Origin of the sequence: Arthrobacter sp. YC-RL1 (genome assembly GCF_001454985.1) — a bacterium.
GTDB lineage: Bacteria > Actinomycetota > Actinomycetes > Actinomycetales > Micrococcaceae > Glutamicibacter > Glutamicibacter soli.
Genome location: NZ_CP013297.1, coordinates 3,553,692 through 3,577,194 on the forward strand (window position 1 = coordinate 3,553,692; position 23,503 = coordinate 3,577,194).

A 23,503-nucleotide genomic window follows, 5' to 3' on the forward strand; every position below is an offset into this window, starting at 1 on the left:
AGAGCCTGCATGTTCTAGGGACTGTCATCTCCCGGCGATGACACTGGCGTTCTCCGGGCAAGAAACCGATCACGTCGGTGGTTTCGCTGGGATTCTCGTTGGCGAACGTCTGTCCAGAAGCGGAGGGAACCCAGGCCCCGTTGATGAAGTTGTTGCCCAGCTTCGGGTCCAGAGCGGCCCTGCCCGAGAGTTGCGTTTCCAAAGTCGAGAGGTTCATTGAGTGTCCTTTGTTCAGGCGGCCTGAGCCGCATCCGAGGAGGAGTGGTGGCGTCCACAGCCCTATGGGGAGGCTGGGCGGCTGTTCCAGGAAGGAAGGAGCATCAGTGCCGCCAGCAGCGCGGCTGCTGCAAAGAGGTTGAAGACGACGGTGCCGGAGAAGAAGCCCGGCAGCAGGCCGCCGAGGATGGCGCCGACCGAGCCACAGCCGTTGATGAATCCGGTCGCGCCGGTCGCGTACTTGGCCGTGCCGAAGTCCACCGCAGCGACTCCGGAGATCATGGCGTCGGCTCCGTACGCTGTCAGCCCGACAAAGCTGAGCAGGACGGTCAGCAGGACAATGGACTGCTGGGAGGTGACTACCGGCCACAAGGCCAGCGCGAGCACCAGCATGCCCAAGCAGATGACTGTCGGTGGGACGCGTCGGGCTTTGAACAGCGTGTCCGAAATCCAGCCAATGGCGATCGGCGCGATCAATCCGGTCAATCCGAAGGCTACGGGAACCATGATGGCCGTCACCGCGTCGAGATGCGGCATCGCATCCAGCACTAGTACCGGGCCCCAGAGCAGGATGGCGTAGCGTGCCGGCTTGAGCAGGAAGTAGACCAGCCCGAGGCGCAGCACCATTGGGTCGTGTTTGGCGGCTGCCAGCAACTCCATCGGAGAGAACTTCTTATTCTGGACCTTCACTACCGCTATCGGCGCACGGGTCTTGCGCGGCACATGCTCGCAGTCGAGCAGGCTGGGATCCTCATCGATCCCGGGAAGCCCGACTTCCTGCGGACTGTTGCGCTGGAAGATCATGAAAGCTAGGAAGGCGGCGAGCATGATGGCCGCTCCGGAGAAGAACGCCCAGCGCCAGCTGTCGAACAGCGAGTAGGCTACCCAACCGGTGACCGGGGCCGCGACCAGGCCGCCGAAGGCGTAGCTGGTGGAGAACAAACCCATGGCGCGGCCGCGGCGGCGCAGGGTGAAGAAGGATGCGATGTTCTTGCTCAGGCCGGACCAGCCGGTGGACTGTGAAAGGCCTTGGACGATCATGACCGGCAGGAACAACCAGACGGCAGGGGCGATGCCCATAGTCATCGCCGCGATGGCCGCCATGACCATGCCGCCGCCCACAACGACGCGGGTACCGAAGCGTTCAGTCATGGCGCCCCAGACGAACTGGCCGACCGCGTAGGCGGCGAGATAGGCGGAATCCAGCAGGCCGAGAGTTTGGCGGGTGAGGAATCCTTCATCCAGGATTCCGATCTTCGCTGAACTAAATGCCTGGCGGGGAAAGTAGAAGGCTGCGTAGGCGAGCCAGGACAGCGCGAAGATCCGGATCTGCCATTTGAACAGTTCCTTGCGCTTTGTGGTGACTTTTCCGGTAGCGACTATCGTGGAGTCGTCAGGTTCTGTGGTGTTGCGTAGATCGGACACAGGGGGTCCTTTCACATGCACGGAGGAGGGGCACCTGGAAGTTTCGAACGTGGTTCATGGAGCTGGGCCCCGGAGAATAGATTTTCGGGGCCCAGCTTTTCAGCGAGGTGGGTGTTCCGAGCGTGGAATCTAGCCCTGCACAGCTGCCGGGCTGTGGCTGTTGACGTAGCTCGTGGCCAGCCAGTAGGCGTCGTAGTTGTGCAGAACCGCGCGCTCGCCGGAGGGTCCGGTGCTTGCGGTGGTTTCCGGTGCCGGCAGCGCACGGTTGACGAAGAACGGGATATTCAGCTCGCCCAGACCGCCGTGCGAGCGCAGTGGCACTTCCAGATTGTTCAGGTCGTGCCAGGCTCGGTATCGACCCAGGGCGGTGTTCTTGTCCGAGAGGACGGTGATGTCGCCCATGCGGTCCAGCGGCATCTGGAACAGCTCGGCGGCTTCCTCCGAGGCGTGCACGAAGGTGATGCCTTCGCGGCCGTTCAGTGCGTCGATGACCGCCTGGCGGTCTGCGCCCTCCGGAAGGTAGACGTTGGCGAACGAGCCCAAGGCTCCGTGGTGCACGGTGTACGGGTCGGTGATCGGCAGGATCACGCGGCTGCCGTTTGCCGCCTCGGTTTCGGTGACGCCAAGGATCTTGTTCACTTCCTCTTCGAGGTAGATGACCCGCGGCGTGCCGTCTGATTCATGGTGCTTCGGGCTCATGCCGTGGTCGGCGGTGATCACCACGACGGCACCCAGCGCGTCGAGCTGGCCGGCGTACTTGTCGACCATCGCGTAGAAGTCATTGGCGACTTCGGTGCCCGGCGCATTCTTGTGCTGGATATAGTCCGTCAGCGTCAGGTACATCAGATCCGGCTGCTGGGTTTCCAAGATTTTCACGCCAGCGGCCAGGGCGAATTCGCTCAGCTCTGCCGAGTAGACGCTTGGCAGCTCCATGCCCACCAGCTCCAGGGCGTTTTCGATACCGTTGTCTTCCATGGTGACGGTGTCGGCCTTCTCGGCGGAGAAGCAGATGCCCTTGCATGCCGGGGTGACGTATTCGCCCGAGCCGTTCGGATCCAGTCCCGGCTGGGTGATGCCGGTGGCCAGTAGGCGACGCAGCTTGTCCTTCGCGGTCACTATGGCCACGTCCAGGCCGGCGGCGCTGGCTGCGGAGAAGACCGTGGGTACCCGCAGGAACTTCGGATCATTCATCAGCACTTCTTCGCCGGTGGCCGGATCCAGGATGTAGTTGCCGCAGATGCCGTGCACTGCTGGCGGGTGCCCGGTGGCGATCGACATGTTATTCGGGTTGGTCAGGGTCGGGATAGCGCAGTGGGCGCCCCAGGAGGTTCCACGGCCTTCAAGCAGTTCCTTGAGCCATGGCATGCGGCCGGCCTTGATTGCTTCCTCATGGTACGCGGGCTCGCTACCGTCGATACAGATGACGACAACCGGGTCGCCCTGGTGAATGTATTCGCGACCATTGACCGAGAAGGTGGTGTGACTCCTGGAGATGACTCCTTCATACTTGGGGGTTTCTACCCGTATCCGTCTTGCTACCTCCAAGCATCGTCAATCTCATTTCCGCCCGGAAGATGGATATTCGCGATGGGACCATCAGCTAAAACTATGGCCTACATCACACCCTGTCGATGGCCTGCCATTCCCTATTCCACATGGCGAGACACAGTTACAGATACGTGCAGGAGCCCTTCCTGCTGTCTGCTCCCGGGCCGAAAGCGATAGGGCGTCTGCTTGCTTCCACTCATGAAACCCACAGGGCAAATGGGGATAAGACAGCGACCGCCAGTCGTTGGAAGGAGTAATGCACCATCCACAAAGGAGGACCATGGCGACAGTGACGCAGCAGGCCGCGATCTGCGGCAACCCTGCCTACAACATCCCGCGCACACTGGTCATCATGGGCACCGACGGAGCGGGGAAGACTACTGCGGCCAAGGAGTTCGCCCGCGAACTGGAACGCGACGGATTCACCGCGCAGTTCGCCGCAAATGTCTCTGGACGGCGCTGGCTGACGCGACGCTCTCGGGCCTGGGGAATAACCTTCCCCACCTTCACCCAGGACTTCATCGAGGCGGTTATCCGCACCGCCACCGTGGCGGCCAATTCGATGCGGGCAAGCCACATCAACGGGTTAACCGTGATGGACCGCCACCTGTATTGCCAGTTGGTTCTGCGCAGCGTGCGCGGCCAGCCGCTGGGTCTGCTTTTGCCATGGCTCGCCCACGCATCGATCCAGAAGCCGCTCGTCGTGGTCTTGGATGTCGACCCGCAAGAAGCCTTCGACCGTGTGGTCGCACGCGAAGACGACTTCGAGACCATGGATTACCTCAATGCCAGCCGGAAAGAATACCTGAGGCTTGCCAGGGAGAACAGTTGGACCATCATCGATGGTTCGCAGCCGTTGCCGGAAGTTGTAACCGCGCTGCGTTCGCTGGCTGGCTATCCGGCATCGCAGTCCCGGGACCGGACGGTGCCTTCCGCCGGCCGAGACAGCCTTTAGCACCAGCGGGACCGGTCGAGCCCCGAAACTGCCTCGGCCTGGACCTGGGCAGCCGATTCTTTGGCGCCTAACCTGCTAACGAAAAGCCCAGTCGGACGAAGTAGCGGTGCGCCGCCGGACCGGGACCAACAACTTGGCGATCGATTTCAGGGAGACCCCGCACCCTTTGACTTCTGGATGCTGCAGCTGCGTGTCGGCGCGCGCGGAGGTGCACCGCGCGTGGGATTCAATGAAAAGCAGGTGAATAGTTCCTACATTGTGCCGTTGCCCAATTCGCTCAGTGCTCGGGTCAGCTTCCCCATAATAGCCAGCGCGATCCTCAGAACTCTAACCCCGGCAGGGATCTGGCTGCAGCGCAGCTGACGGTAGAACGGTTGGCTCATCCCAAGGACGACGGATGGAGGGCACCGCTTCGCCGGGACTCAGGCCTGCTCCTCCAGAAACCTGTAGACCTCGGTCTCATCTACGCCCGGGAAGGCTCCGGTGGGCATCGCCGCCAGCAGGTGGGTGTTGGCGCGCGTGGCCGGCCAGGCATTGCCGAACCAGGTGGAGGACAATTCCGCCGGTGGGCGGCGACAGCAGTTCTCGTCCGGGCACTTGGACTGGCAGCGTTCCTTGGTATCCCGCCCGCGGAACCATTTCACGTGCTCGAAAGGCACGCCGATGGACAGCGAGTACATGCCCGAGGAATGCCGCTCGGTGCGCGCGGTGCACCAGTAGGTGCCATTGATGGTGTCGGTGAACTGCTCGAAAGAGCGGAACTTGTCAGCCACGTCGAACACGACGCGACTGGTCCAATAGCGGCAAATGGTCTGACCTTCGATGGCCCCCGTGTGATCGGCGGGGAAATTCACACCATCGTTCTCATAGGCCTTGTGCAGGATACCGGTCTCGTGGACCTTCTGAAAGTGACAGGTGATGCCCAGGTGCTCGGTGGCCAGGTTCGTGAAGCGGTGCGCGGCGGACTCGTAGGACACGGCAAAAGCGTCACGAATGTCCTCCACAGCCAAGGTGCGCTCTTTCTTGGCACGTTGCAGGAAGGCGGTCGTCTCCTTTTCCGGCATCATCAGCGAGGCGGCAAAATAATTCGTGGCCACGCGCTGGGACAGGAAATCTGCGTAATCTGCCGGGGTCTGGTGACCCAGCACGTAGTGGCCCAGCGCCTGCAGCAGCACCGATCGCGGATCATGATCCGCGCGGCCGGATTGAGTCAGATAGATCCGGTGGTTTTTCAAGTCGGTGACTGAACGGGTGGAGTGCGGCAGGTTGCTCACGTAGCGAAGACTGAATCCCAAATACTCGGCGATGTCCGCAGCACGATGGTGCGATAGCGGGCCGCCGGTGTGCCCGGAGGCCTTGAGGATGCGCTCTGCTTCCTGTTCGATCTCCTGGTAATAGTTGTTGCGCTGGCGCATTTCCTCGCGCAGCTTGGTATTGGCCCGGCGGGCTTCCTCCGGGGTGGCCGCCTGCTCATCGAGCCGATGCTCCAGCTCGCGTTGCAGCCCGACCAATGATTCAAGCACGTCCATGGGCAGCCGGCTGGAGATCCGCACCTTCGGCAGACCCAGCGAGTCGTAGAGCGGCCCACGCTGGGCGCGCTCCAGCTCGATTTCCAGCGCGGCACGCCGCGAGGGGGGCTCGGCTCCCAGCAGGTCGTCCACACTCACGCCGAGCGCCGCGGCCAGCGACTTGAGCAGCGAGAGCTTCGGCTCGCGCTTGCCGTTCTCCACCAGCGACAGGTGGCTCGGCGCGGTTTCCACCAGTGCGCAGATGTCGTCCAGGGTCATGCCCTTTTCCTTGCGCAGGTAGCGAATGCGCCGCCCCAGCGCGATGACGTCGAGCTCTTCATCGACGCCGGCGCCCGGTCCCTCGGGACGAGCATCTCGATTCCATGTGGTAGCAGTCACACAACCAGAGTAGAGGAAGAAGTTGCAAAATTTCCAGCAAAGTACGGCACATGTCCTTTGATTACCTGCGATTCGCCGTTACTGGCGCGAATTATGGTGAATATTTATCCGATGACGCTCAAACCACGCCGGCCGCAGGCAAGGCCACAATCTCCGCCAACACGGCTCCTGCGCACCCACGGGCGGCGGCCGGCACCAGTTGCGGTTCGTACGCACCAACTCAGGTGCAGCAGTCTTCAAACGTCGGGTCCGGGCGGCCGGCACCGTATCAGAGTGCGATACTTCGGGCTTCCGGCTAGAGCGTGTCTTCCATATGTGTGGTGGGGTTCGGGAGAGTCTGGGGTGATGAGCTCTACGGGTTCGCGGTATCGGGTGTTCACGGACGAGCAGTGGGAACGGATCGAACCGCTGCTGCCCTCGAATGCGGGCCGTCGGGGTCATCCGTTCGGTGAGAACCGGCGAGTCGTGGAGGGCATCGCCTACCGGTTCCGGACCGGGATCCCGTGGCGTGACCTGCCCCGGGAGCCGTTCGGCCCGTGGCAGACGGTATGGAAGAGACACCGCCGCTATGCCAGTGACGGCACCTGGGATCGCGTGCTGACCCAGATCCTCGCCGAGGCCGACGCTGCCGGGAAGATCGATTGGGCAGTGTCGGTCGACGCGACGATCGCGCGTGTGCATCAGCACGCGACGAACACGACCCGCCCTGAGCAGGACACAGGGACCGCGTCGAATCACAAGAAGCTCCCACTCGATGAGGTCGAACCGCCTGGTCATGGCATCGGTCGCTCTCGTGGCGGGTTGACGACGAAGATCCATCAGGCCGTCGATGGGCATGGCAGGCCCCTGGCGATGGTCCTCACCGGCGGGCAGCGCAACGACGGCGCGATGCTCGCCGACGTGCTCGGCGAGCTCCACGTTCCCCGGCACGGTCCGGGCCGGGCGCGGACCAGGCCTCAGGCCGTGATCGCTGACCGTGCATACGCGACCGGTGTGATCCGCAGTGAGCTGCGCCGCCGCGGCATCAAAGCCGTCATCCCCGACAAGCGAGACCAGATCGCCGCGCGCAAGCGGCGTGGGAGCAGGGGAGGACGCCCGCCCGCACTCGATATCGACGCCTACCGTGGCCGCAACGTGATCGAGAGGTTCTTCGCCCTGGCCAAGCAATGGCGCGGCATCGCCACCCGCTACGACAAACTCGCCATCACCTACCGAGCAGGCGTCATTCTCTGCGCCATCCTCACCTGGCTACGGGCATGACCTGCACCGGACGGCCATTCCGCAGGCCACGCCGCGTAGCTCAAACGTCAGATAATGAGAGCACGTTCCCATATGGCAGTCGAACTATTCACATCCCCAGAGGCATACGGCGTGGTCTCGCCTGTCGGCCGGTATCCGAGGGCCTGCCAGAACGGCTCGGCCATAGCCGCGTTCGTCGCGACGATCCCGAGGCGCAGAACATCGACATCACCCCACTGCACGGCTTGCTCCACGACACCGTCGTGCAGCTGGCTACCGATACCTCGTCCGCGATGCGCGCCATGCACCACCAAGAGGCCGACGTGAGCGACGCGAGATCGCGGCCATCCATGAAGAACATCCGCGAACCCGAGGAGCTGGCCAGAGTCTTCGCTCCACAGTCCAAGGTCGAGCTTGCACCGAGGGTCAAGGCCGCGAGGAAGAGCCTCAAGCACTTCATGGCCGTCCGATGGTCGAGGGGCGCTGCCCGTGATACGGCGGGAGTAGTCCGGAGCGGACTCCAATAGTGCTTGAAGGGCCTCAACATCGCGGTCCCGCTCGGGACTCAACTCTCTCAACACGGCCACATCGCAATATCGTACGCCCTTGAGAACGCCTAATGGGAGACACGCCCTAGCTAAAAATCCTCCGTGCAACACAGTCCACCCGGTTACCCGCCCAGTATGCGTTGCAGCCCCTGCCGACCAAGAAATTCCAGCGCCGGGCCAAGCTGACAAAGAAATGACCATCTCCACTGTCCAGCACCGACTCTCGTTCTTACACCCCGAACCCCTCCCGCGATATGATCCAGCACTCCAATCAGACGAGGCTGCCGGCGCCCCGCGACGAGAAGAGCACCATGACCCACAGGGTAACCTCGCGGACCAGCTGCGCGACTTCCTCGACCCGAACCCCGGGACCCAACTCCGCATCGTCCGCTCCAAGCCAATGCACAGCCGCCCCTAAAGGGCCGGTTCGACCACGATTGTCTAGGCCCAGGCGGGCCGGCGGCGCTTCCAGCTCCCGGACTGACGAAAAAGGCACCCGCCCCCCCGGCAATCGCAAATAGGGCATTTTGAAAGAATTCCACTTCTTCAACCGCGCGCACAATGACGCTTTCCTTTTACTTTCCATGCCATAGTGACATGGCGCACAACATGCGACGCATGGGAACCACCCGAATCTACAACCCCCGAACCCACACCGAATCCTCTAAAAATTTCCCGGATACAGCCCTGAAGCACGCCTCTCACCTGCCATGTCAACCTAGTGTCACGCTCCCCGCAGCGAAGAGTGCACCCTGCTCATCATCACCCAGACAAGGAATTCTGTAATTTCTTAACATCGATTTCGACCCAAAATCTCGACTTTCTGCCTCTTGGATCACAATCAGCATCAAGAAGTGTAAAACTTCCAGAAAAACGAAGAACGGCGAATCTTAATCTGAAATTCCCCTGTTGGAGGGGTTACAGGCAGGGAATAGTTGTTGTCACGAAGAAGTTCACCGGATCGAAACCGCCAGGTTCACCGGTCCGAACGAACACCGAGCTTGTGCGAAGGAGCCAGCAACATGACTACCAACGAGAATTCGATCGAGAACCGCGTCGCAGCCCTCGAAAACGACTGGGCAACCAACCCCCGCTGGGAAGGCGTCACCCGCGATTACTCCGCTGCAGACGTCGTGAAGCTCCAGGGTCGGGTCCAGGAAGAGCACACCCTGGCCAAGCGCGGTTCCCAGAAGCTCTGGAAGCAGCTCACCGAGGAAACCCCGACCGGCGGCTACACCAACGCACTGGGCGCACTGACCGGCAACCAGGCAGTCCAGCAGGTCAAGGCCGGCCTGCGAGCCATCTACCTTTCCGGCTGGCAGGTTGCAGCCGACGCAAACCTCTCGGGCCAGACCTACCCGGACCAGTCGCTGTACCCGGCTAACTCGGTTCCGCAGGTTGTCCGCCGCATCAACAACGCGCTGCAGCGTGCAGACCAGATCGAGTTCTCCGAAGGCATTCAGACCGTCGAGGACTGGATGGTCCCGATCGTCGCAGACGCCGAGGCCGGCTTCGGCGGCCCGCTGAACGCCTACGAGCTGATGAAGTCCATGATCACCGCCGGCGCTTCGGGCGTCCACTGGGAAGACCAGCTGGCTTCGGAAAAGAAGTGCGGCCACCTGGGCGGCAAGGTCCTGATCCCGACCCAGCAGCACATCCGCACCCTGAACGCCGCCCGTCTGGCAGCTGACGTCGCCGGCACCCCGTCCGTCGTCATCGCCCGCACCGACGCCGAGGCAGCAACCCTGATCACCTCCGACGTCGACGAGCGCGACCGGGAATTCATCACCGGCGAGCGCACCGCGGAAGGCTTCTACAAGGTCCGCAACGGCATCGAGCCATGCATCGCCCGTGCCAAGGCCTACGCTCCGTACTCGGACCTGATCTGGATGGAGACCGGCACCCCGGACTTGGAACTTGCCCGCAAGTTCGCCGAGGCAGTCAAAAAGGACTTCCCGGACCAGATGCTTTCGTACAACTGCTCCCCTTCCTTCAACTGGAAGAAGCACCTGGACGACGCAACCATCGCAAAGTTCCAGCGCGAACTCGGCGCCATGGGCTTCAGCTTCCAGTTCATCACCCTGGCCGGCTTCCACGCACTGAACCACTCGATGTTCGATCTGGCCAAGGGCTACGCGAAGGACGGCATGAGCGCCTACGTCGAACTGCAGGAGCGCGAATTCGCTGCCGAGGCTGACGGCTACACCGCCACGAAGCACCAGCGCGAAGTCGGCACCGGCTACTTCGATGCCATCTCCACCACGCTGAACCCGAACGCCTCCACCCTGGCGCTGGTTGGTTCCACCGAAGAAGGCCAATTCCATTAGACCCTGACGGGTCGATGGTGCCGGCTGACAATGACGTCAGCCGGCACCACCACCATTTTTAAGCTTTTAAGGACGCTGCCATGAACACCCCGATCACCCTGAACAACATCACCATCGCCGCCACCGAAGTGCGCTACCAGGAACAGATCCTCACCAGCGAGGCACTGGACTTCCTCTCCGCACTGCACCAGGGTTTCGAACACCGCCGCAACGAGCTGATGCAGAGCCGCCAGCTCAACCGGGCCCGCATCGCCAACGGCCGCGACCCGAAGTTCCTGGAAGAAACCCGGAACATCCGCGAGGACGCTTCATGGCAGGTCGCCCCGATCGCACCGGGCCTGGAAGACCGCCGCGTGGAGATCACCGGGCCGATCGAGCGCAAGGCAGCAATCAACGCACTGAACTCCGGCGCCAACGTTTGGCTGGCCGACATGGAGGACGCCTGCTCCCCGACCTGGCAGAACGTGATCAAGAACCAGGTGAACCTGATCCGCGTGCTCGACAACGAGCTGGACTTCACCACACCGGACGGCCGCGAGTACAAGCTGGCCGCCCACGACCTGAAGCAGCTGCCGACCATCGTGGTCCGCCCCCGCGCACTGCACCAGCCGGAGAAGCACCTGCGGGTGGACGGCGCACCGATGTCGGCCTCGCTGGTTGACTTCGGACTGCACTTCTTCCACAACGCCAAGCGCCTGATGGCAGCCGGCCGCGGCCCGTACTACTACCTGCCGAAGCTGGAGAACCACCTGGAGGCACGCCTGTGGAACGACGTGTTCAACATGGCGCAGGACATGCTGGGCATCGACCGCGGCACCATCCGCGCCACCGTGCACATCGAGTGCATCACCGCGGCCTTCGAGATGGAGGAGATCCTCTACGAGCTGCGTGAGCACTCCTCGGGCCTGAACGCCGGCCGCTGGGACTACATCTTCTCGATCATCAAGAACTTCCGCTCCCGCGGACCGCGCTTCGTGTTCCCGGACCGCGATTCGGTGACCATGACCGCACCGTTCATGCGGGCCTACACCGAGCAGCTGGTGCGTGCGTGCCACCGCCGCGGCGCCACCGCCATTGGCGGCATGAGCACCTTCGTGCCAAGCCGCAAGGACGCCTCGATCAACGAGCTCAATCTGGCCAAGGTGCGCGAGGACAAGGCCCGCGAGGCAGCCGACGGCTTCGACGGCTCGTGGGTGGCCCACCCGGACCTGGTGGCAGTGGCCCGCGAGGTGTACACCGAGGTGCTGGGCGAGAACCCGAACCAGATCGGCCGCACCCGCGAAGACGTTCAGGTTTCCGCCACTGCGCTGCTGGACGTGGCCGGCCTGGAAGGCAAGATCACCGAGCAGGGCATCCGCGACAACATCGAGATCGGCATCCGCTACATCGAGTCGTGGCTGCGCGGCAACGGCGCGGTGGTGCTGCGCAACCTGATGGAGGATTCGGCCACCGCCGAGATCTCCCGCTCGCAGCTGTGGCAGTGGATCCACCAGTCGGCCATCACCGACGAGGGCGAAATCGTCACCCGCCGCTGGGTGCAGGAGCTGGCCGAGGAGACCATGGACCGCATGGAGCGCTTCGAGGGAGACCGCTTCGAATCCGCCATGGAGATCTTCGAGGCCTGCGCACTGCGCGACGACTTCCCGACCTTCATGACCCGCAACGCCTACCTGCGCTACCTGGACATGCCGGTTCCAGTACTGGAAATGGCAGGCTAGCCGCGCAGGCAGGCAGCACCTAGAGACCCGGCCGATTGTCAACCAGTCGTCCTCGTGAATCGGCCACGAATTGCGGCATTCATCCGTTGGTAACCAGTCCCGCGGGTGGATGCCGTTTTTCGCGCCCTGCGGCCCTGCGGTGTTGGGTAGGCTGAACACATGGCGTTCCAGTTCAAAAACCCGGCCGAGCAGCTGTGGGAGCCCGACCTGCTGGGCGAGGGCTTCTCCCGGCGCACGCTGCCGATGCTCGACGGCTCCACCGCCACGCTGGTCCGCCACCGCCGGCCGTCCCGCCTCCCGCGGCTGGCCCCGCCGCTGCGCGGGCTGTCGATCCTCTACGTGCACGGCTGGTCGGACTACTTCTTCCAGGGCGAGCTGGCGCGGTTCCTCACCGATGCCGGGGCCGACTTCTACGCCCTGGACCTGCGCCACTACGGGCGCAACCTCCCGCTGGACGCCGAGCGCGACCCGGCCGGGCAGACCCCGCCGGGATTCACCAACAACCTGGAGCAGTACTTCGAAGAGTTCGACGCGGCGCTGCGCATCATCACCAGCGCCCACCCCGGCACCCGGGTGGTGCTACTGGGGCATTCGACCGGCGGGCTAAGCGCGTCGCTGTACGCGGCGGCGAACCCGCACAAGATCGAGGCGCTCGCGCTGAACAGCCCGTGGCTGGAATTCCAGGCCAGCGAGCTGGGGCGCACCGCGCTGTCCAGGCTGTTCCAGGCCTCCAGCGCGCGCAACCCGCACCGCTTCCTGCCCAGCATCGACCCCGGTTTCTACACCCGCACGGTCTCCAGCCAGTTCGAGGGCGAATGGGACTACGATCTGGCCTGGCGCCCGGTCAACGGCTTCAAGATCACCACCGGGTTCATCTCCGCGGTCTTCGACGCGCAGGCGAAGGTCAAGAAGGGCCTGGACCTGCAGGTGCCGGTGCTGGTGATGCTCTCGGCCAAGGACTACCTGCTGCCGCGCTGGCAGGACGCGGCCTCCAAGTCTGATGTCGCGCTGAACGTGCAGCAGATCGCCGAGCGCAGCCTGGACCTGGGCCGCGAGCTGCACCTGGTGCGGCTGGCCGACGCCCTGCACGACGTCTTCCTCTCCGCGCCGCCGGTGCGCACCCGGGCCTACCTGGATCTGGGATCGTGGCTGGCCGCGATCAAGAACCGGCAGCACGACTCGCAGCTGACCGCCAGCGTGCGGCGCGTGGTTCCGGGCGCCTAACCCGGCCCTCGGGCGCTACAGCGCGGCGGGCGCCTGGTCGTTGACCAGTTCCAGGCGCAGCCGGCCGCGCTCGTCCTGCTCGAGCACCGCCACCGAGCCGTTGCGGATGGTATCCAGCGTGTAGCCGGCGAAATCCGACAGCGTATACCGGATGATCGTGCCGTGGCAGATGACCGCGACGTTTTTCCCGGGGAAGTCCTCCATGATCTGCCCGATGGCGCGCAGCCCGCGGTCCACCACCGATTCCAGCGGCTCGATGCCGCCGCCGAGCTTCCCGGGCCAGCGGCGCAGCGCCTCGGCCTCGATCATGCCCTCGCCCTGCGCGTAGTCGCGCTCGACCAGCAGCTCGTAGCTCGGGCCCAGCTCAAGGCCCAGCCCGTCGGCGATGATCTGCGCGGTCTGCCGCGCGCGGTCCAGCGGGGAGGAGACGACCACATCCCAGTTCCCGCCGGCGAGCACCTGTACCGCCGCGGCAGCCTGGGCACGCCCGGTGTCGTTCAGCGGGATGTTGCTGCTTCCCTGCAGGCGGCCTTCGAGGTTCCATTGCGTCTGTCCATGGCGGACGAATCCCAGCTTCATGCGTACCATTCTTCCACCGCGACGGGTCCGCGCCCGGCGGGTGTGGGCAATCCCACGGGTTTGCCCAGACACATTTTTACCCCATCTGCTTGCCGACCCACGTACGATTTGGTATGTTCCGCCCGCCCAGCGCGGCGCAGGGACACGCGCACCCCATCCCCCATATGAGGATCCAAGTAGTTCATCGTGACCGAAATCAAGGCATCCCTCGCCCGCGGGCTCACCGCCCGCCACATCCGCTTCATGGCCCTGGGCTCGGCCATCGGAACCGGCCTGTTCTACGGCTCGTCCGCCGCCATCCAGGCCGCCGGCCCGGCCGTGCTGTTCGCCTACATGATCGGCGGCGCCGCCGTCTTCATCGTCATGCGCGCCATGGGCGAGATGGCAGTGAAGCATCCGGTCTCCGGGTCGTTCGCGCACTACGCCTCCCGCTACCTGGGCCGCTTCGCCGGATTCATCACCGGGTGGACCTTCACCTTCGAGATGGCGATCGTGGCGATCGCCGACGTGACAGCCTTCGGCGTCTACATGGGCTTCTGGTTCCCCGACGTCGCCACCTGGATCTGGGTGCTGGCGGTGGTGCTGCTGATCGCGGCGATCAACCTGATGAAGGTCAAGGTGTTCGGCGAGACCGAGTTCTGGCTGGCGATCGTCAAGGTCAGCGCCATCATCGCGATGATCGGCGGCGGCATCGCGCTGATCATCTTCGGCTTCAACGCCCCCGACGCGCAGACCGCGACCGGCATCGACACCCTGATGGCCGCCGGAACGCTGTTCCCCAACGGCTTCATCGGGCTGCTGCTGTCCTTCGCCGTGGTGATGTTCGCCTTCGGCGGCATCGAGACCATCGGCATCACCGCCGGCGAGGCGGACGACCCCTCGCGGTCGGTGCCTGCGGCGATCAACACCGTGCCGTGGCGCATCCTGCTGTTCTACGTGGCCTCGCTGGCAGTGATCATGATGCTCTTCGACTGGCGCCAGATCGACGGCAGCGCCAGCCCGTTCGTGCAGATCTTCGACGCGCTGGGCATCCCGGCCGCGGCCCACGTGCTCAACGCCGTGGTGATCACCGCCGCCGTGTCCGCGATCAACGCCGACACCTTCGGCGCCGGGCGCATGCTCTTCGCGATGTCGGCCGAGGGCCACGCCCCGAAGTCCTTCGCGAAGGTCTCCTCCAACGGCGTGCCGTGGATGACCGTTCTCATCATGACCATTGTGCTGCTGGTCGGCGTGGTGCTCAACGCGCTGCTGCCCGAAAAGCTGTTCACCATCATCGCCTCGATCGCCACCTTCGCGACAGTATGGGTCTGGATCATGATCCTCGCCTCCTACTTGGCCATGCGCCGGGCGGAGAAGAAGGAGGCCGCGGCGGCCTCGCAGGGCCCGCGCGAGTACGCGGTTCCCGGCGGTTCGGCCACCGCCTGGATCGCCATGGCGTTCATGGTCTTCATCGTGGTGCTGCTGGCGCTGAGCGCCGAAACCCGCGTGGCCCTGTACACCGGCGTTGCGTGGCTGGCCATCCTTGCCGTGGTCTACCGCTTCGCGGTGCGCGGCACCTCCGGCGGTCCTTCGGCGGACGGCCGCGAGCGCGATTCGGAAGCTGTCTCCACCGGCCGCTAGACGGTCCGGCTCCCAGCTAATGGATCTCGCGGCGCGCCGGGGCGGGGGCTTGGACCTCCGGCCCGGTGCGCCGTTCCGCCGCCAGCGCCAGCGTGGCCCACAGCAGCATGCCTCCGGCCGCGATCCACAGGCTGGACAGGCCCAGATGCAGGTAGGAGAATACCCCGGCCAGCGAGCCGAGGGTGATCATCGCCCACAGCACCGCGTAGCGGACCCAGAGCAGCCGCCCGGACCCGCGGTCCGAGCCGGTCAGCAGCCCCAGGATCGCGCCGCCCAGGTGTTGGCCGAGCTTGACCAGCGTGCCGGTCATGTAGGTCAGGCCCAGCGACACCTCCCCCGAACGCGTGTAGGAGACGTTGACCGCGCCCATCGAGGCCGCCAGCAGGCAGGCCCCGCCGAATCCCAGCTCGCCCAGCGAACCGAGCAGCGCCGCGGTGACCAGCAGCGCACCGCTGAGGTACATCACGATCGGACGGCGGTAGCGCGCGGCCCGCGCGGTGAGCACGGTCGCCACCACCACACCGCCCACGAAGCTGCCCACGAAGCCCATGGCCATGGACCAGCCGCCGGCATCGCCGGTGAGCAGGGCTGCCGAGGAACGCGTCGAGTTGCCGGACATGAAGGACAGGAAGTAGCCGCCGAGGTGGATGAAGCCCACGCCGTCGACGAACCCCGCCATCGCGGTGATCGTCCCCGCGAAGAAAATTCCGCGCCATCCCAGATTCCTGGCCACCGAACGCCGTCCCGTCCTTTCCGTCCCCGACTGCGGTTTCCCGCCTGAAGCCATTATCCCGTGCCGCGGGCAACGCCCCGTTGAAGGAATGCCTGCGCGCCGCGGCGCGTTATACGGGCATGAGTGAAACCACTGCTTCCCAGAATCCCGCCGACGCCAAGCGCCTGCGCGTGGATATCTTCTCCGACATCGCCTGCCCGTGGTGCTTCATCGGCAAGCGCCGCTTCGAATCCGGTCTGGAATCCTCCGGCCTGGCCCAGGACGTCGATGTCTACTGGCACGCCTACCAGTTGGATCCGACCCTGCCCGAGCACTACGACGGCAGCGAGCTGGACTACTTGGCCAAGGCCAAGGGCATGGATCCGGCCCAGGTCGAGGGCATGCTGGAGCACGTCACCGCCCAGGCCGCCGAGGAAGGCCTGTCCTACGATTTCCGGAAGCTGGTGGTCGCCAACTCGTTCACCGCGCTGCGTGTGCTGGAACATGCCAAGCAGCAGGGGCTGGGCGGCGAAATGAAGGAAGCGCTGCTCTCCGCGCACTTCGAGAAGGGCCTGGACACCGGCAACGTGGACACCCTGCTGCAGCTGGCCGCCGAGGTCGGGCTTGACGCCGCCGCGCTGCACACCGCGCTGGAGGCAGGCAGCTACGCCGACGAGGTCAACGCGGACATCGCCCAAGCGCGCCAGATCGGCGTCACCGGGGTGCCGTTCTTCATCCTCGACGGCAAGTACGGCATCTCCGGCGCGCAGCCGGCCGAGGTCTTCGCCAACGCGCTGACCCAGGTCCACGCCGAAACCGTCGGCGCCAACTAGCGGCTGCCGGGCCGGTTCCCCGCTACTGCTGCGCGATGCACTCTAGCGTGCCCGGGGCGGTGTTCAGTTTGCGGTCCTTGACCAGGTTCTCGAATCCGGTGCCCAGCGCCAGGTCCACCTCGGTGCCGTACATCATCTCGTCGTAGACGAACTCGGAGCCGGGCACCTGACGCTGGATGGTCAGCGCCTGCGCGTACCCCTTGGGGCCGGCCAGCACCACGGCGACCTTGTCCTCATACCTGTCCAGCCCCGAGGTGGTGGCCGAAATCTGGAAGCCTCGCTCCTTCAGCGCCTCCGCGGTCCTGCCGGCCAGTCCCGAAATGGTGGTCGTGTTCAGCACGCGCACCTTGAAGCTTGCGGGGTCCTGGTAGCTGAAGCTGGCCGTGGGGCAGGCCGGGTTGGCAATCTGCTCCGCGGGCTGGTCGTCGGCCTGCACCGCCGTCGGCGCGCCGCCGATCTTCAGCACCCCGGTGAAGGCCAGCGTGGCGGCGATGAACGCCACGAGCACCATGATTGCCATGATCGAGAATATGACGTTCTGCCGCTTGCGCGCGTCGCGCTTTGCCTGGGCGTTGGACACGAAACTCAGCTCTCGCTCGCCAACGATGTGAGCCCCGCGCAACGTCGCAGGGTCCTCGCGTTCGTGCATCATCGCACCCACTTTCAGGCAGCTCCCCTTTGTGGCGAAAGCATACCTAATCCGCGTCGAGATCCAAGACCCTGGCGTGGATCACCGAACGGTGGTGCAGCGCCGAGCGCAGCGCCCGGTGCAGCCCGTCCTCCAGATACAGCACGTTCCGGTAGCGCACGACGTGCGGGAACAAGTCGCCGAAGAACGTCGAATCCTCGGAGAGCAGCGTTTCCAGATCAAGCGTTGACTTGGTGGTTACCAGTTGGTCGAGCTTGACCTGCGAGGGCGGAATGGCGCTCCAGTCGCGGGTGCTGGTCAACTCGTGCTCGGGGTACGGACGCGAATCGCCCACTGCTCTGAAAATCACCCTTCAAGCATAGGCACCCGCGTAACAAATTACCCGAGGAAGCGACCAGATCACCGGGCCGGGCGCTGAATCGGGCATTATGCACGTCGAACGGACCACCGCCGAATCGCGAACCTCAAACATCCGCTTCGCAGATAAATCCGGTCCCGAACCCCTGCGAGCGCAAAGTATGCGCCCAGGTTCAGGGCTTGGCAAGGATTGTTACAACGGCTGAAACGTGGCGGAACGGTGCGTCATTTTAGATAGTAACAATCCATCAGTCGGGTGCACCCTAGGGTTATGAACAACGTAGTAACCGAGATCCCAGTCCTTGATATCTCCACTTCCCGGAATGCCGATGGCACGTTCAATCCCGAGTTCGTTGCCGCACTGCTCGACGCTGCCCACCGCGTCGGCTTCTTCCAGATCGTCGGGTACGCCTCGCGCGCCAACCAGGATCAGGAACTGCTGGACACGGTTGCCGAGTTCTTCGCGAAGCCCGTCGAGGAGAAGATCGGGCTCGACAACCGCAACAGCGCCCAGTTCCGCGGCTACACCCGCCTGGGCACCGAGATCACCCGAGGCCGCGCCGACTCGCGCGAACAGATCGACTACGGGCCGGACCGTGAGCCGCTGGCCGTCGTGCCGGCCGACAAGCCGTACCTGAACCTGCAGGGCCGCAACCAGTTCCCCGAGGACTTCCCGCAACTGCGCGAACACGCCATGGAATGGGCCGAGCTGATGAACCGCACCGGGCATGAACTGCTCTCGGCGATCTCCGTCGGTCTGGGCCTGGGCGAGGACTACTTCGACGAACCGTTCTCCGGAGCTCCCGCATGGATGGGCAAGCTGGTGCACTACGTGGGCGGCGGCATCGTGCCGGAGGCCGGCAACCAGGGCGTCGGTCTGCATGCGGATTACGGTTTCGTCACCCTGCTGCTACAAGACCAGGTCGGCGGGCTGCAGGTCCAGCCCTACGGCCAGGATTCGTGGATCGAGGTTCCGCCGACTCCAGGGGCACTCGTGGTGAACCTGGGAGAAATGCTCGAGGTCGCCACCGACGGCTACCTGATGGCCACCATCCACCGCGTAATCGCCCCGCCGGCCAATGTCGACCGCTATTCGGTGCCGTTCTTCTACTCCCCGCGCCTGGACGCTGTCATCGACAAGGTTGAGCTTCCGGCCGAGCTGGCCGCCGACGCGCGCGGCGTCTCAGACGACCCGCACAACCCGATGCTGGCCTCATACGGGGCCAACGTGCTCAAGGGTTGGCTGCGCGCCCATCCGCAGACCGCTGCGATCCACTACCCGCAGCTGATCCAGAATCGGGCTACCGCCTGACCCCAACAGCTCAATGAGCGACCGGGTTCCGGACAGAACAAACGTGAAGACTTCGACGGGGTATTGCGCCACCGCATCGAAGTCTTCACGTTTTTCGCGAGCTTGCTGTCTTACCCGACGCCTCCCCCAAGGCGATTTGGCCATTCCCCCAAAAACCAGCCATCGTTCAGTTTCGTAGTTCTCGCTAGACCTTTCGGCCATGGGACTCATTGTGCAAGACCACACTTAAGCTGTGTTATCAATTAGCTCAAGATTGCATCAAGCCTCCGAAAATCCAATAGTTTTCTTTAAAAAGCTTCAGGTATCACTAGTATGAACCGGGATCATTTACCAATCTGTATCCAACGCCCCTCACGGTCTCAATCCACTGCGAAGAACGCGCAGAGTCACCTAACTTGCGCCGGAGGTTTGCTATGTGAACCTCAATGCTTCGAACGTCCGAGTCGGAAACATAGCCATGCTCAAGATCGTCGCCTTCAAGGCTGACCCTCCGAGCAAGCTCTTTCTTGCTGCGCACCCTGCCCGGAACTTGCATTAGCACATGGAGGAGGGTGAATTCGGTAGCCGTCAGGACGATGGGCATGCCATCCAGATGAACTTCCCACGTTGAAGAGTCCAAGCGCAACGCGCCATGACTCAGCACCTCGACGGCGGAGCCCTGCCTGTCGCTCAACATCTGGTTGATGCGGGCTTGACGTCGCGAGAACGAATCGATCCTGGCCCGGAATTCACGTTCACGCAGCGGCTTCGGAGAATACCCGTCTGCTCCTGCATCGAAGGCCAAAACCACTTCAATCTCTTCGCTGACGTCCATCACCGCCAAGATGTACGCGTCAAGATGGGCGCTTAAGCGGCGAATCGTTTCGATGCCATCGATATCGGGCAGGCCAAAGCCCACGACAATGAGATCCGGCTTTGCCCTATGGGCCAGCGCAACTCCCCTTTGCCCGCTGGACTCCTCTTGTATGGCAAACCCGATCTGCCGAAGCAGAGTTGTCATTTTTCCACGCACGGCTTCGTCGTACTCAATGACGACAGCCTTTGCTATTTCCCCAACCACGTTTTTCCCCAATCCCCTGTTAAGGCGATCGCGGCGGCCTAACGTTACAGACCGCTGCGTGGACTAAATGCTACCGGAGAGCACGCAGAACTCGTTACCTTCCGGGTCATAAAGAACAACCCAGTCTTCGTCGTCGCGTTGCCCGACGTCCGCGTACTGCGCCCCCAGCGCCAGCACACGGTCGACTTCGTCCTGTTGCGAACTACCCTGCGGCCGAAGGTCAAGATGCATCCGGTTCTTGATGCTCTTCTCCTCTGGCACCTGCGCGAAACAGATCACTGCTTCATTTGACCCATCTCCGCGCCGCCCAATGGTCACCAAGCCTGCGGCTTCTTCTCGAACTTCATAGCCCAATACTTCGCACCAAAACTTGGCAACAAGCATTGGATTCTTACAATCAATGGCAATCTCACTGATGACTACGGACATGGCCCACAACTTCCCGCTCCACAGGCAGCACTTGGATGACCGCCTTCGCCTCGGATGATACGCCTATCTCCCTTTAACGCGACCAAACCGGAAGTTGCCAGCGAATCAGCAAAAAAGCGCCTCGCTGAACTTCGCCCAAGACCAGATCCTAGGGGAACCGCGTATCACTTTGAGGCGTCCAATTGCTGTCTAGGGCTCGAAACTACAAGTTGTCTTTGGAGGTAACGGCGAATCAGCTGGCAATCCGACATCTTGCAAGAACACTTCAAGATCGCGTGGACGGCGGGGATCCCGTTCCAGTGAAATTAAACGAAAAAACCCCCGATTTCTCGGGGGTTTTCCATTGGCGGAGGATAGGGGATTTGAACCCCTGAGGGCGTTAACCCAACACGCGTTCCAGGCGTGCGCCATAGGCCGCTAGGCGAATCCTCCTCAGTCTGCTCCGTGGAGCAGAATCAAGCATATCTAAATTTCCACACAATCACGAATCGAAGACCACGCGCTGGCAAATCGCTTTCCGAGCGACTCCGCGATCCCCTAGATTTAGCCGATTTTCCGCGCTTTCCCCACGCTGCAACAGGCCCCACCAAACTGTCCGTAGTGCGGAGGATACTCAAAACATGAGCAAAAGAGAGGTATTTCACAGCGACGATGATGCCCATCGTCTACCGATGTATCCTCCTGGTCTTCGAAAGAATTTCGGTTCAGGAGGAGTGTGGGACGCGGAACTTGACCAGCACAAGTTCTTCAATAAATTCGCGTCCACCGCCTTGGATCTATACAACCTTCCGCCTGTGGATACACCAGCTGACGGGTTCAGGCGTCTTGAAGCCATCGGCCGGCTTCGAAGCATGCTGGACGCAGCCGAAGCGTCACTCATGGCGGACACCTTGGAAATGTGTGCCCGCGAATCTGCCAACAGGGGCGTCCAAGATTCCTTGCTCGATCAGGAGGACGATCAGGCCCGAGAGCTGTCGGCTAAGTACTACGGCGTCAATTTGGCTGACGAGATCACGGTCAGGTCGTCTTTCATCGCCGAAGCGGCAGTCGCCATGCGAGATTCGGAAACTCACATTCAAGGCAAGCTGTTCACCGCGGAAGGTCTGCGCAACTTGTGCGTAGATACCTTGTCAGCTCTGGCCAATGGCGATATCACTACGAAAGCGGCCAAAGAGATAGTCAAGCAATCTCAGGATCTGGAGCCTGAAGACATCAAACAGATGGAACACGTATTGCTTCCCCTGGCCAAGACAGCTACAGACTCAGCGATCTCGCAAAGAGCCCGCCGAATGAGAGAGCGGCTTCATCCGAAGCCCCTTGACGAACGACATAAAGAGGCACGTGAAGGTCGCTCCATTACGTGGTGGGCGGATGAAAATGGCATGGCCACGATTCAGGTCTATCTTCCCGCGGAGGATATTTTCAGTATGATCAACACAGTCAACTGGTTCGCCGTGACGAATGTTGATGAGGATGATGAGCGCACCGAGCGGCAGCGCCGAGCTGACATTTTCCGCGATGCAATGATTGATGGCTGGCCTGACACGAATGGCACTCCTTTGAAAGCGCGCGTAGCCGTAACTATCCCTGCCTTGGAAATGTTGGCCGACCCCAAAAAGTCCCTCGCCGAGCTAGAAGGCTACGGTCCGATACCTATTGGTACAGCACTGAATATTGCAAGGGATGCACCATCGTTCATCAAGGTGCTAACAGACCCGTGGACGGGTGCCGCGATTGATGTTGCCCGGGAAAAGTATCGCCCAAGCAAGGCGCTAAAGGATCTTCTGCGTTTCCGCGACGTTCAGTGCCGTTTTCCCGGTTGCAATCGGCTGGCCGAGCAGTCAGAGGCCGACCATATTGATGGCTGGGCGCAGGGAGGCCACACATCACGCACTAATACCGAACTCCTATGCAAAAGGCACCAGCTGTTCAAACACGCGTTGGGTTGGGAAGTAACCTATCGCCCTGATGGATCTGTCAACTGGCGCACACCTAATGGGATTGTTTGTCTTGAGGTTCCGGGGAGCGTGAAATCAGTACAGAACTTCGACTTCGAGAGAAACCAGACGCCGGTCCTTCCCGAGGTTGAGATGACTGATCGCGTTCGCAGGGTACTTGGCTGGTACGACCCTCCAGAAGCCGCTGCTGGATAGCCTCCGCAACAGATCACCAGTTGATGAGATGCTGATCCATTTTTTTGATCAGAAACCCAGCCCTAAAGTTCTTTCGACAGCCGCACGACATTCAAAGTATTCTTCCCGTACGTCGTGGACCCGTTCAGAAGGGCTCACATCGCCATGTCGTTCTGGTCCAAATGGCCGTATTCTCCGGTCAAGATATGCAACAGCCCTCGCTCATCATGCGTAGGGCTGCAGCCGCGAGTACAAGTTGGAGACCTCGACGAATTCTGATCAAATTTTTCGTTCAGTTCGCCGAGACCTTCAGCGCAGGCCGCCGCCTCCGGCGCTTGGCGACTTAGTTGTCTTCCTGATCAAATTTTTTGATCAGAATTCTGGGCAATGCCGTCACAACGAGTGCATCTGACGCAAGCTCACTAGCCCACGCAGTGGCACTAAAAGATCTTGACAAGATTTTTAACTCTGTAAACCGCAAGCGCAAGGGATTACAAATCTCAGCCGCCTACGCCCGATCTTCGCCTGAACAAATTTCTTGATCAAAATTTTGCGTCAACTCCGGCCTTAGTCGCCGACAAGCAATTGACTGGCCACCCGGAAACGAGCCGCGTGAGAAATCTGATCAAATTTTTGGTTCACTTTCACTTGCGGGCACCCGGTGAGAGCAAGCGCACGCCCTACGATTTTTATCCACACCCCTTCCTCGGGTA

20 protein-coding genes and 1 tRNA gene are annotated in these 23,503 nt (G+C 62.5%); 9 read left to right on the plus strand and 12 right to left on the minus strand.

The genetic code is table 11. The features are described 5' to 3' along the window. Positions 1-279 precede the first annotated feature (279 nt). Both ATC04_RS16355 and phnA read right to left on the minus strand, forming a co-directional pair. Positions 280-1,641: an MFS transporter gene (locus tag ATC04_RS16355; protein WP_197413542.1), complete on the minus strand. Its 1,362-nt coding sequence runs from the start codon at positions 1,639-1,641 to the stop codon at positions 280-282. A gap of 129 nt (positions 1,642-1,770) precedes the next feature. Continuing rightward, the gene (gene phnA, locus ATC04_RS16360; protein WP_197413543.1) at positions 1,771-3,186 is read right to left on the minus strand and encodes a phosphonoacetate hydrolase; all 1,416 of its coding nucleotides are present in this window, start codon (positions 3,184-3,186) and stop codon (positions 1,771-1,773) included. 283 nt (positions 3,187-3,469) lie between these two features. On the opposite strand from phnA, the gene ATC04_RS16365 reads away from it, so the two are divergent. Then, positions 3,470-4,144: an AAA family ATPase gene (locus ATC04_RS16365; RefSeq protein ID WP_047118057.1), complete on the plus strand. Its 675-nt coding sequence runs from the start codon at positions 3,470-3,472 to the stop codon at positions 4,142-4,144. A gap of 422 nt (positions 4,145-4,566) precedes the next feature. On the opposite strand, the gene ATC04_RS16370 is transcribed toward ATC04_RS16365, so the two are convergent. Next, complete coding sequence (locus tag ATC04_RS16370; RefSeq protein ID WP_197413544.1) at positions 4,567-6,051, minus strand: helix-turn-helix domain-containing protein; 1,485 nt, start codon at positions 6,049-6,051, stop codon at positions 4,567-4,569. Between the two features lie 342 nt (positions 6,052-6,393). On the opposite strand from ATC04_RS16370, the gene ATC04_RS16375 reads away from it, so the two are divergent. Beyond that, positions 6,394-7,311, plus strand: coding sequence for an IS5 family transposase (locus tag ATC04_RS16375; protein WP_197413545.1), 918 nt, complete (start codon positions 6,394-6,396; stop codon positions 7,309-7,311). Between the two features lie 47 nt (positions 7,312-7,358). On the opposite strand, the gene ATC04_RS20125 is transcribed toward ATC04_RS16375, so the two are convergent. Further along, positions 7,359-8,039 (minus strand): GNAT family N-acetyltransferase, encoded by a 681-nt coding sequence (locus tag ATC04_RS20125; RefSeq protein WP_353611643.1) that lies wholly within the window; start codon positions 8,037-8,039, stop codon positions 7,359-7,361. Positions 8,040-8,109: 70 nt separating this feature from the next. Further along, positions 8,110-8,244, minus strand: coding sequence for a hypothetical protein (locus ATC04_RS20065; protein ID WP_286158851.1), 135 nt, complete (start codon positions 8,242-8,244; stop codon positions 8,110-8,112). A 616-nt stretch (positions 8,245-8,860) separates the two neighbouring features. Between ATC04_RS20065 and aceA the strand changes: the two genes are divergently transcribed. The 3 genes from aceA to ATC04_RS16400 all read left to right on the plus strand — a co-directional run bounded on the left by aceA (position 8,861) and on the right by ATC04_RS16400 (position 13,107). Further along, positions 8,861-10,165, plus strand: a complete 1,305-nt coding sequence (aceA, locus tag ATC04_RS16390) for an isocitrate lyase (protein ID WP_047118062.1) — start codon at positions 8,861-8,863, stop codon at positions 10,163-10,165. An 80-nt stretch (positions 10,166-10,245) separates the two neighbouring features. Beyond that, entirely contained in the window at positions 10,246-11,883 is a 1,638-nt protein-coding gene (aceB, locus tag ATC04_RS16395; RefSeq protein ID WP_047118063.1) for a malate synthase A, read from the plus strand. 159 nt (positions 11,884-12,042) lie between these two features. Next, positions 12,043-13,107: an alpha/beta hydrolase gene (locus ATC04_RS16400; RefSeq protein WP_047118064.1), complete on the plus strand. Its 1,065-nt coding sequence runs from the start codon at positions 12,043-12,045 to the stop codon at positions 13,105-13,107. 15 nt (positions 13,108-13,122) lie between these two features. Here ATC04_RS16400 and ATC04_RS16405 read toward each other — a convergent pair whose 3' ends face one another. Further along, positions 13,123-13,686 (minus strand): histidine phosphatase family protein, encoded by a 564-nt coding sequence (locus ATC04_RS16405; RefSeq protein WP_047118065.1) that lies wholly within the window; start codon positions 13,684-13,686, stop codon positions 13,123-13,125. A gap of 243 nt (positions 13,687-13,929) precedes the next feature. Here ATC04_RS16405 and ATC04_RS16410 point away from each other — a divergent pair, with 243 nt between their 5' ends. Then, positions 13,930-15,306, plus strand: coding sequence for an amino acid permease (locus ATC04_RS16410; RefSeq protein ID WP_082123781.1), 1,377 nt, complete (start codon positions 13,930-13,932; stop codon positions 15,304-15,306). Positions 15,307-15,322: 16 nt separating this feature from the next. On the opposite strand, the gene ATC04_RS16415 is transcribed toward ATC04_RS16410, so the two are convergent. After that, positions 15,323-16,039 carry a YoaK family protein gene (locus ATC04_RS16415; RefSeq protein WP_082123767.1) on the minus strand — a complete coding sequence of 239 codons (717 nt, stop codon included), beginning with the start codon at positions 16,037-16,039 and terminating at the stop codon, positions 15,323-15,325. Between the two features lie 119 nt (positions 16,040-16,158). On the opposite strand from ATC04_RS16415, the gene ATC04_RS16420 reads away from it, so the two are divergent. Next, on the plus strand, positions 16,159-16,851 hold the full coding sequence (locus ATC04_RS16420) for a DsbA family oxidoreductase (protein ID WP_047118067.1): 693 nt from the start codon (positions 16,159-16,161) through the stop codon (positions 16,849-16,851). A 22-nt stretch (positions 16,852-16,873) separates the two neighbouring features. On the opposite strand, the gene ATC04_RS16425 is transcribed toward ATC04_RS16420, so the two are convergent. Further along, a complete protein-coding gene (locus tag ATC04_RS16425; protein WP_052772209.1) occupies positions 16,874-17,503 on the minus strand; it encodes a LytR C-terminal domain-containing protein in 630 nt (209 codons plus the stop codon). A gap of 43 nt (positions 17,504-17,546) precedes the next feature. Continuing rightward, positions 17,547-17,849: a type II toxin-antitoxin system VapB family antitoxin gene (locus tag ATC04_RS16430; protein ID WP_047118068.1), complete on the minus strand. Its 303-nt coding sequence runs from the start codon at positions 17,847-17,849 to the stop codon at positions 17,547-17,549. Positions 17,850-18,128: 279 nt separating this feature from the next. On the opposite strand from ATC04_RS16430, the gene ATC04_RS16435 reads away from it, so the two are divergent. Further along, positions 18,129-19,169, plus strand: a complete 1,041-nt coding sequence (locus ATC04_RS16435) for a 2OG-Fe(II) oxygenase family protein (protein ID WP_047118069.1) — start codon at positions 18,129-18,131, stop codon at positions 19,167-19,169. A gap of 307 nt (positions 19,170-19,476) precedes the next feature. Here ATC04_RS16435 and ATC04_RS16440 read toward each other — a convergent pair whose 3' ends face one another. From ATC04_RS16440 to ATC04_RS16450, 3 genes are all read right to left on the minus strand, one after another. Next, the gene (locus ATC04_RS16440; RefSeq protein WP_052772210.1) at positions 19,477-20,229 is read right to left on the minus strand and encodes a response regulator transcription factor; all 753 of its coding nucleotides are present in this window, start codon (positions 20,227-20,229) and stop codon (positions 19,477-19,479) included. 63 nt (positions 20,230-20,292) lie between these two features. Continuing rightward, positions 20,293-20,658 carry a VOC family protein gene (locus ATC04_RS16445; RefSeq protein WP_047118070.1) on the minus strand — a complete coding sequence of 122 codons (366 nt, stop codon included), beginning with the start codon at positions 20,656-20,658 and terminating at the stop codon, positions 20,293-20,295. Positions 20,659-21,002: 344 nt separating this feature from the next. Next, positions 21,003-21,090, minus strand: a tRNA-Ser gene (locus ATC04_RS16450). Between the two features lie 188 nt (positions 21,091-21,278). Between ATC04_RS16450 and ATC04_RS16455 the strand changes: the two genes are divergently transcribed. Beyond that, positions 21,279-22,811 carry an HNH endonuclease signature motif containing protein gene (locus ATC04_RS16455; RefSeq protein ID WP_082123768.1) on the plus strand — a complete coding sequence of 511 codons (1,533 nt, stop codon included), beginning with the start codon at positions 21,279-21,281 and terminating at the stop codon, positions 22,809-22,811. Positions 22,812-23,503: the final 692 nt, after the last annotated feature.

What these genes read in the sequence shown, in the direction of transcription:
- ATC04_RS16425 (WP_052772209.1), bottom strand. Translation starts at nt 17,503, where the DNA reads ATGATGCACGAACGCGAGGACCCTGCGACGTTGCGCGGGGCTCACATC.
- ATC04_RS16445 (WP_047118070.1), bottom strand. Translation starts at nt 20,658, where the DNA reads ATGTCCGTAGTCATCAGTGAGATTGCCATTGATTGTAAGAATCCAATG.
- ATC04_RS16400 (WP_047118064.1), top strand. Translation starts at nt 12,043, where the DNA reads ATGGCGTTCCAGTTCAAAAACCCGGCCGAGCAGCTGTGGGAGCCCGAC.
- ATC04_RS16410 (WP_082123781.1), top strand. Translation starts at nt 13,930, where the DNA reads ATGGCCCTGGGCTCGGCCATCGGAACCGGCCTGTTCTACGGCTCGTCC.
- ATC04_RS16455 (WP_082123768.1), top strand. Translation starts at nt 21,279, where the DNA reads ATGAGCAAAAGAGAGGTATTTCACAGCGACGATGATGCCCATCGTCTA.
- ATC04_RS16435 (WP_047118069.1), top strand. Translation starts at nt 18,129, where the DNA reads ATGAACAACGTAGTAACCGAGATCCCAGTCCTTGATATCTCCACTTCC.
- ATC04_RS16365 (WP_047118057.1), top strand. Translation starts at nt 3,470, where the DNA reads ATGGCGACAGTGACGCAGCAGGCCGCGATCTGCGGCAACCCTGCCTAC.
- ATC04_RS20125 (WP_353611643.1), bottom strand. Translation starts at nt 8,039, where the DNA reads ATGGTCATTTCTTTGTCAGCTTGGCCCGGCGCTGGAATTTCTTGGTCG.
- aceB (WP_047118063.1), top strand. Translation starts at nt 10,246, where the DNA reads ATGAACACCCCGATCACCCTGAACAACATCACCATCGCCGCCACCGAA.
- ATC04_RS16420 (WP_047118067.1), top strand. Translation starts at nt 16,159, where the DNA reads ATGAGTGAAACCACTGCTTCCCAGAATCCCGCCGACGCCAAGCGCCTG.
- aceA (WP_047118062.1), top strand. Translation starts at nt 8,861, where the DNA reads ATGACTACCAACGAGAATTCGATCGAGAACCGCGTCGCAGCCCTCGAA.
- ATC04_RS16405 (WP_047118065.1), bottom strand. Translation starts at nt 13,686, where the DNA reads ATGAAGCTGGGATTCGTCCGCCATGGACAGACGCAATGGAACCTCGAA.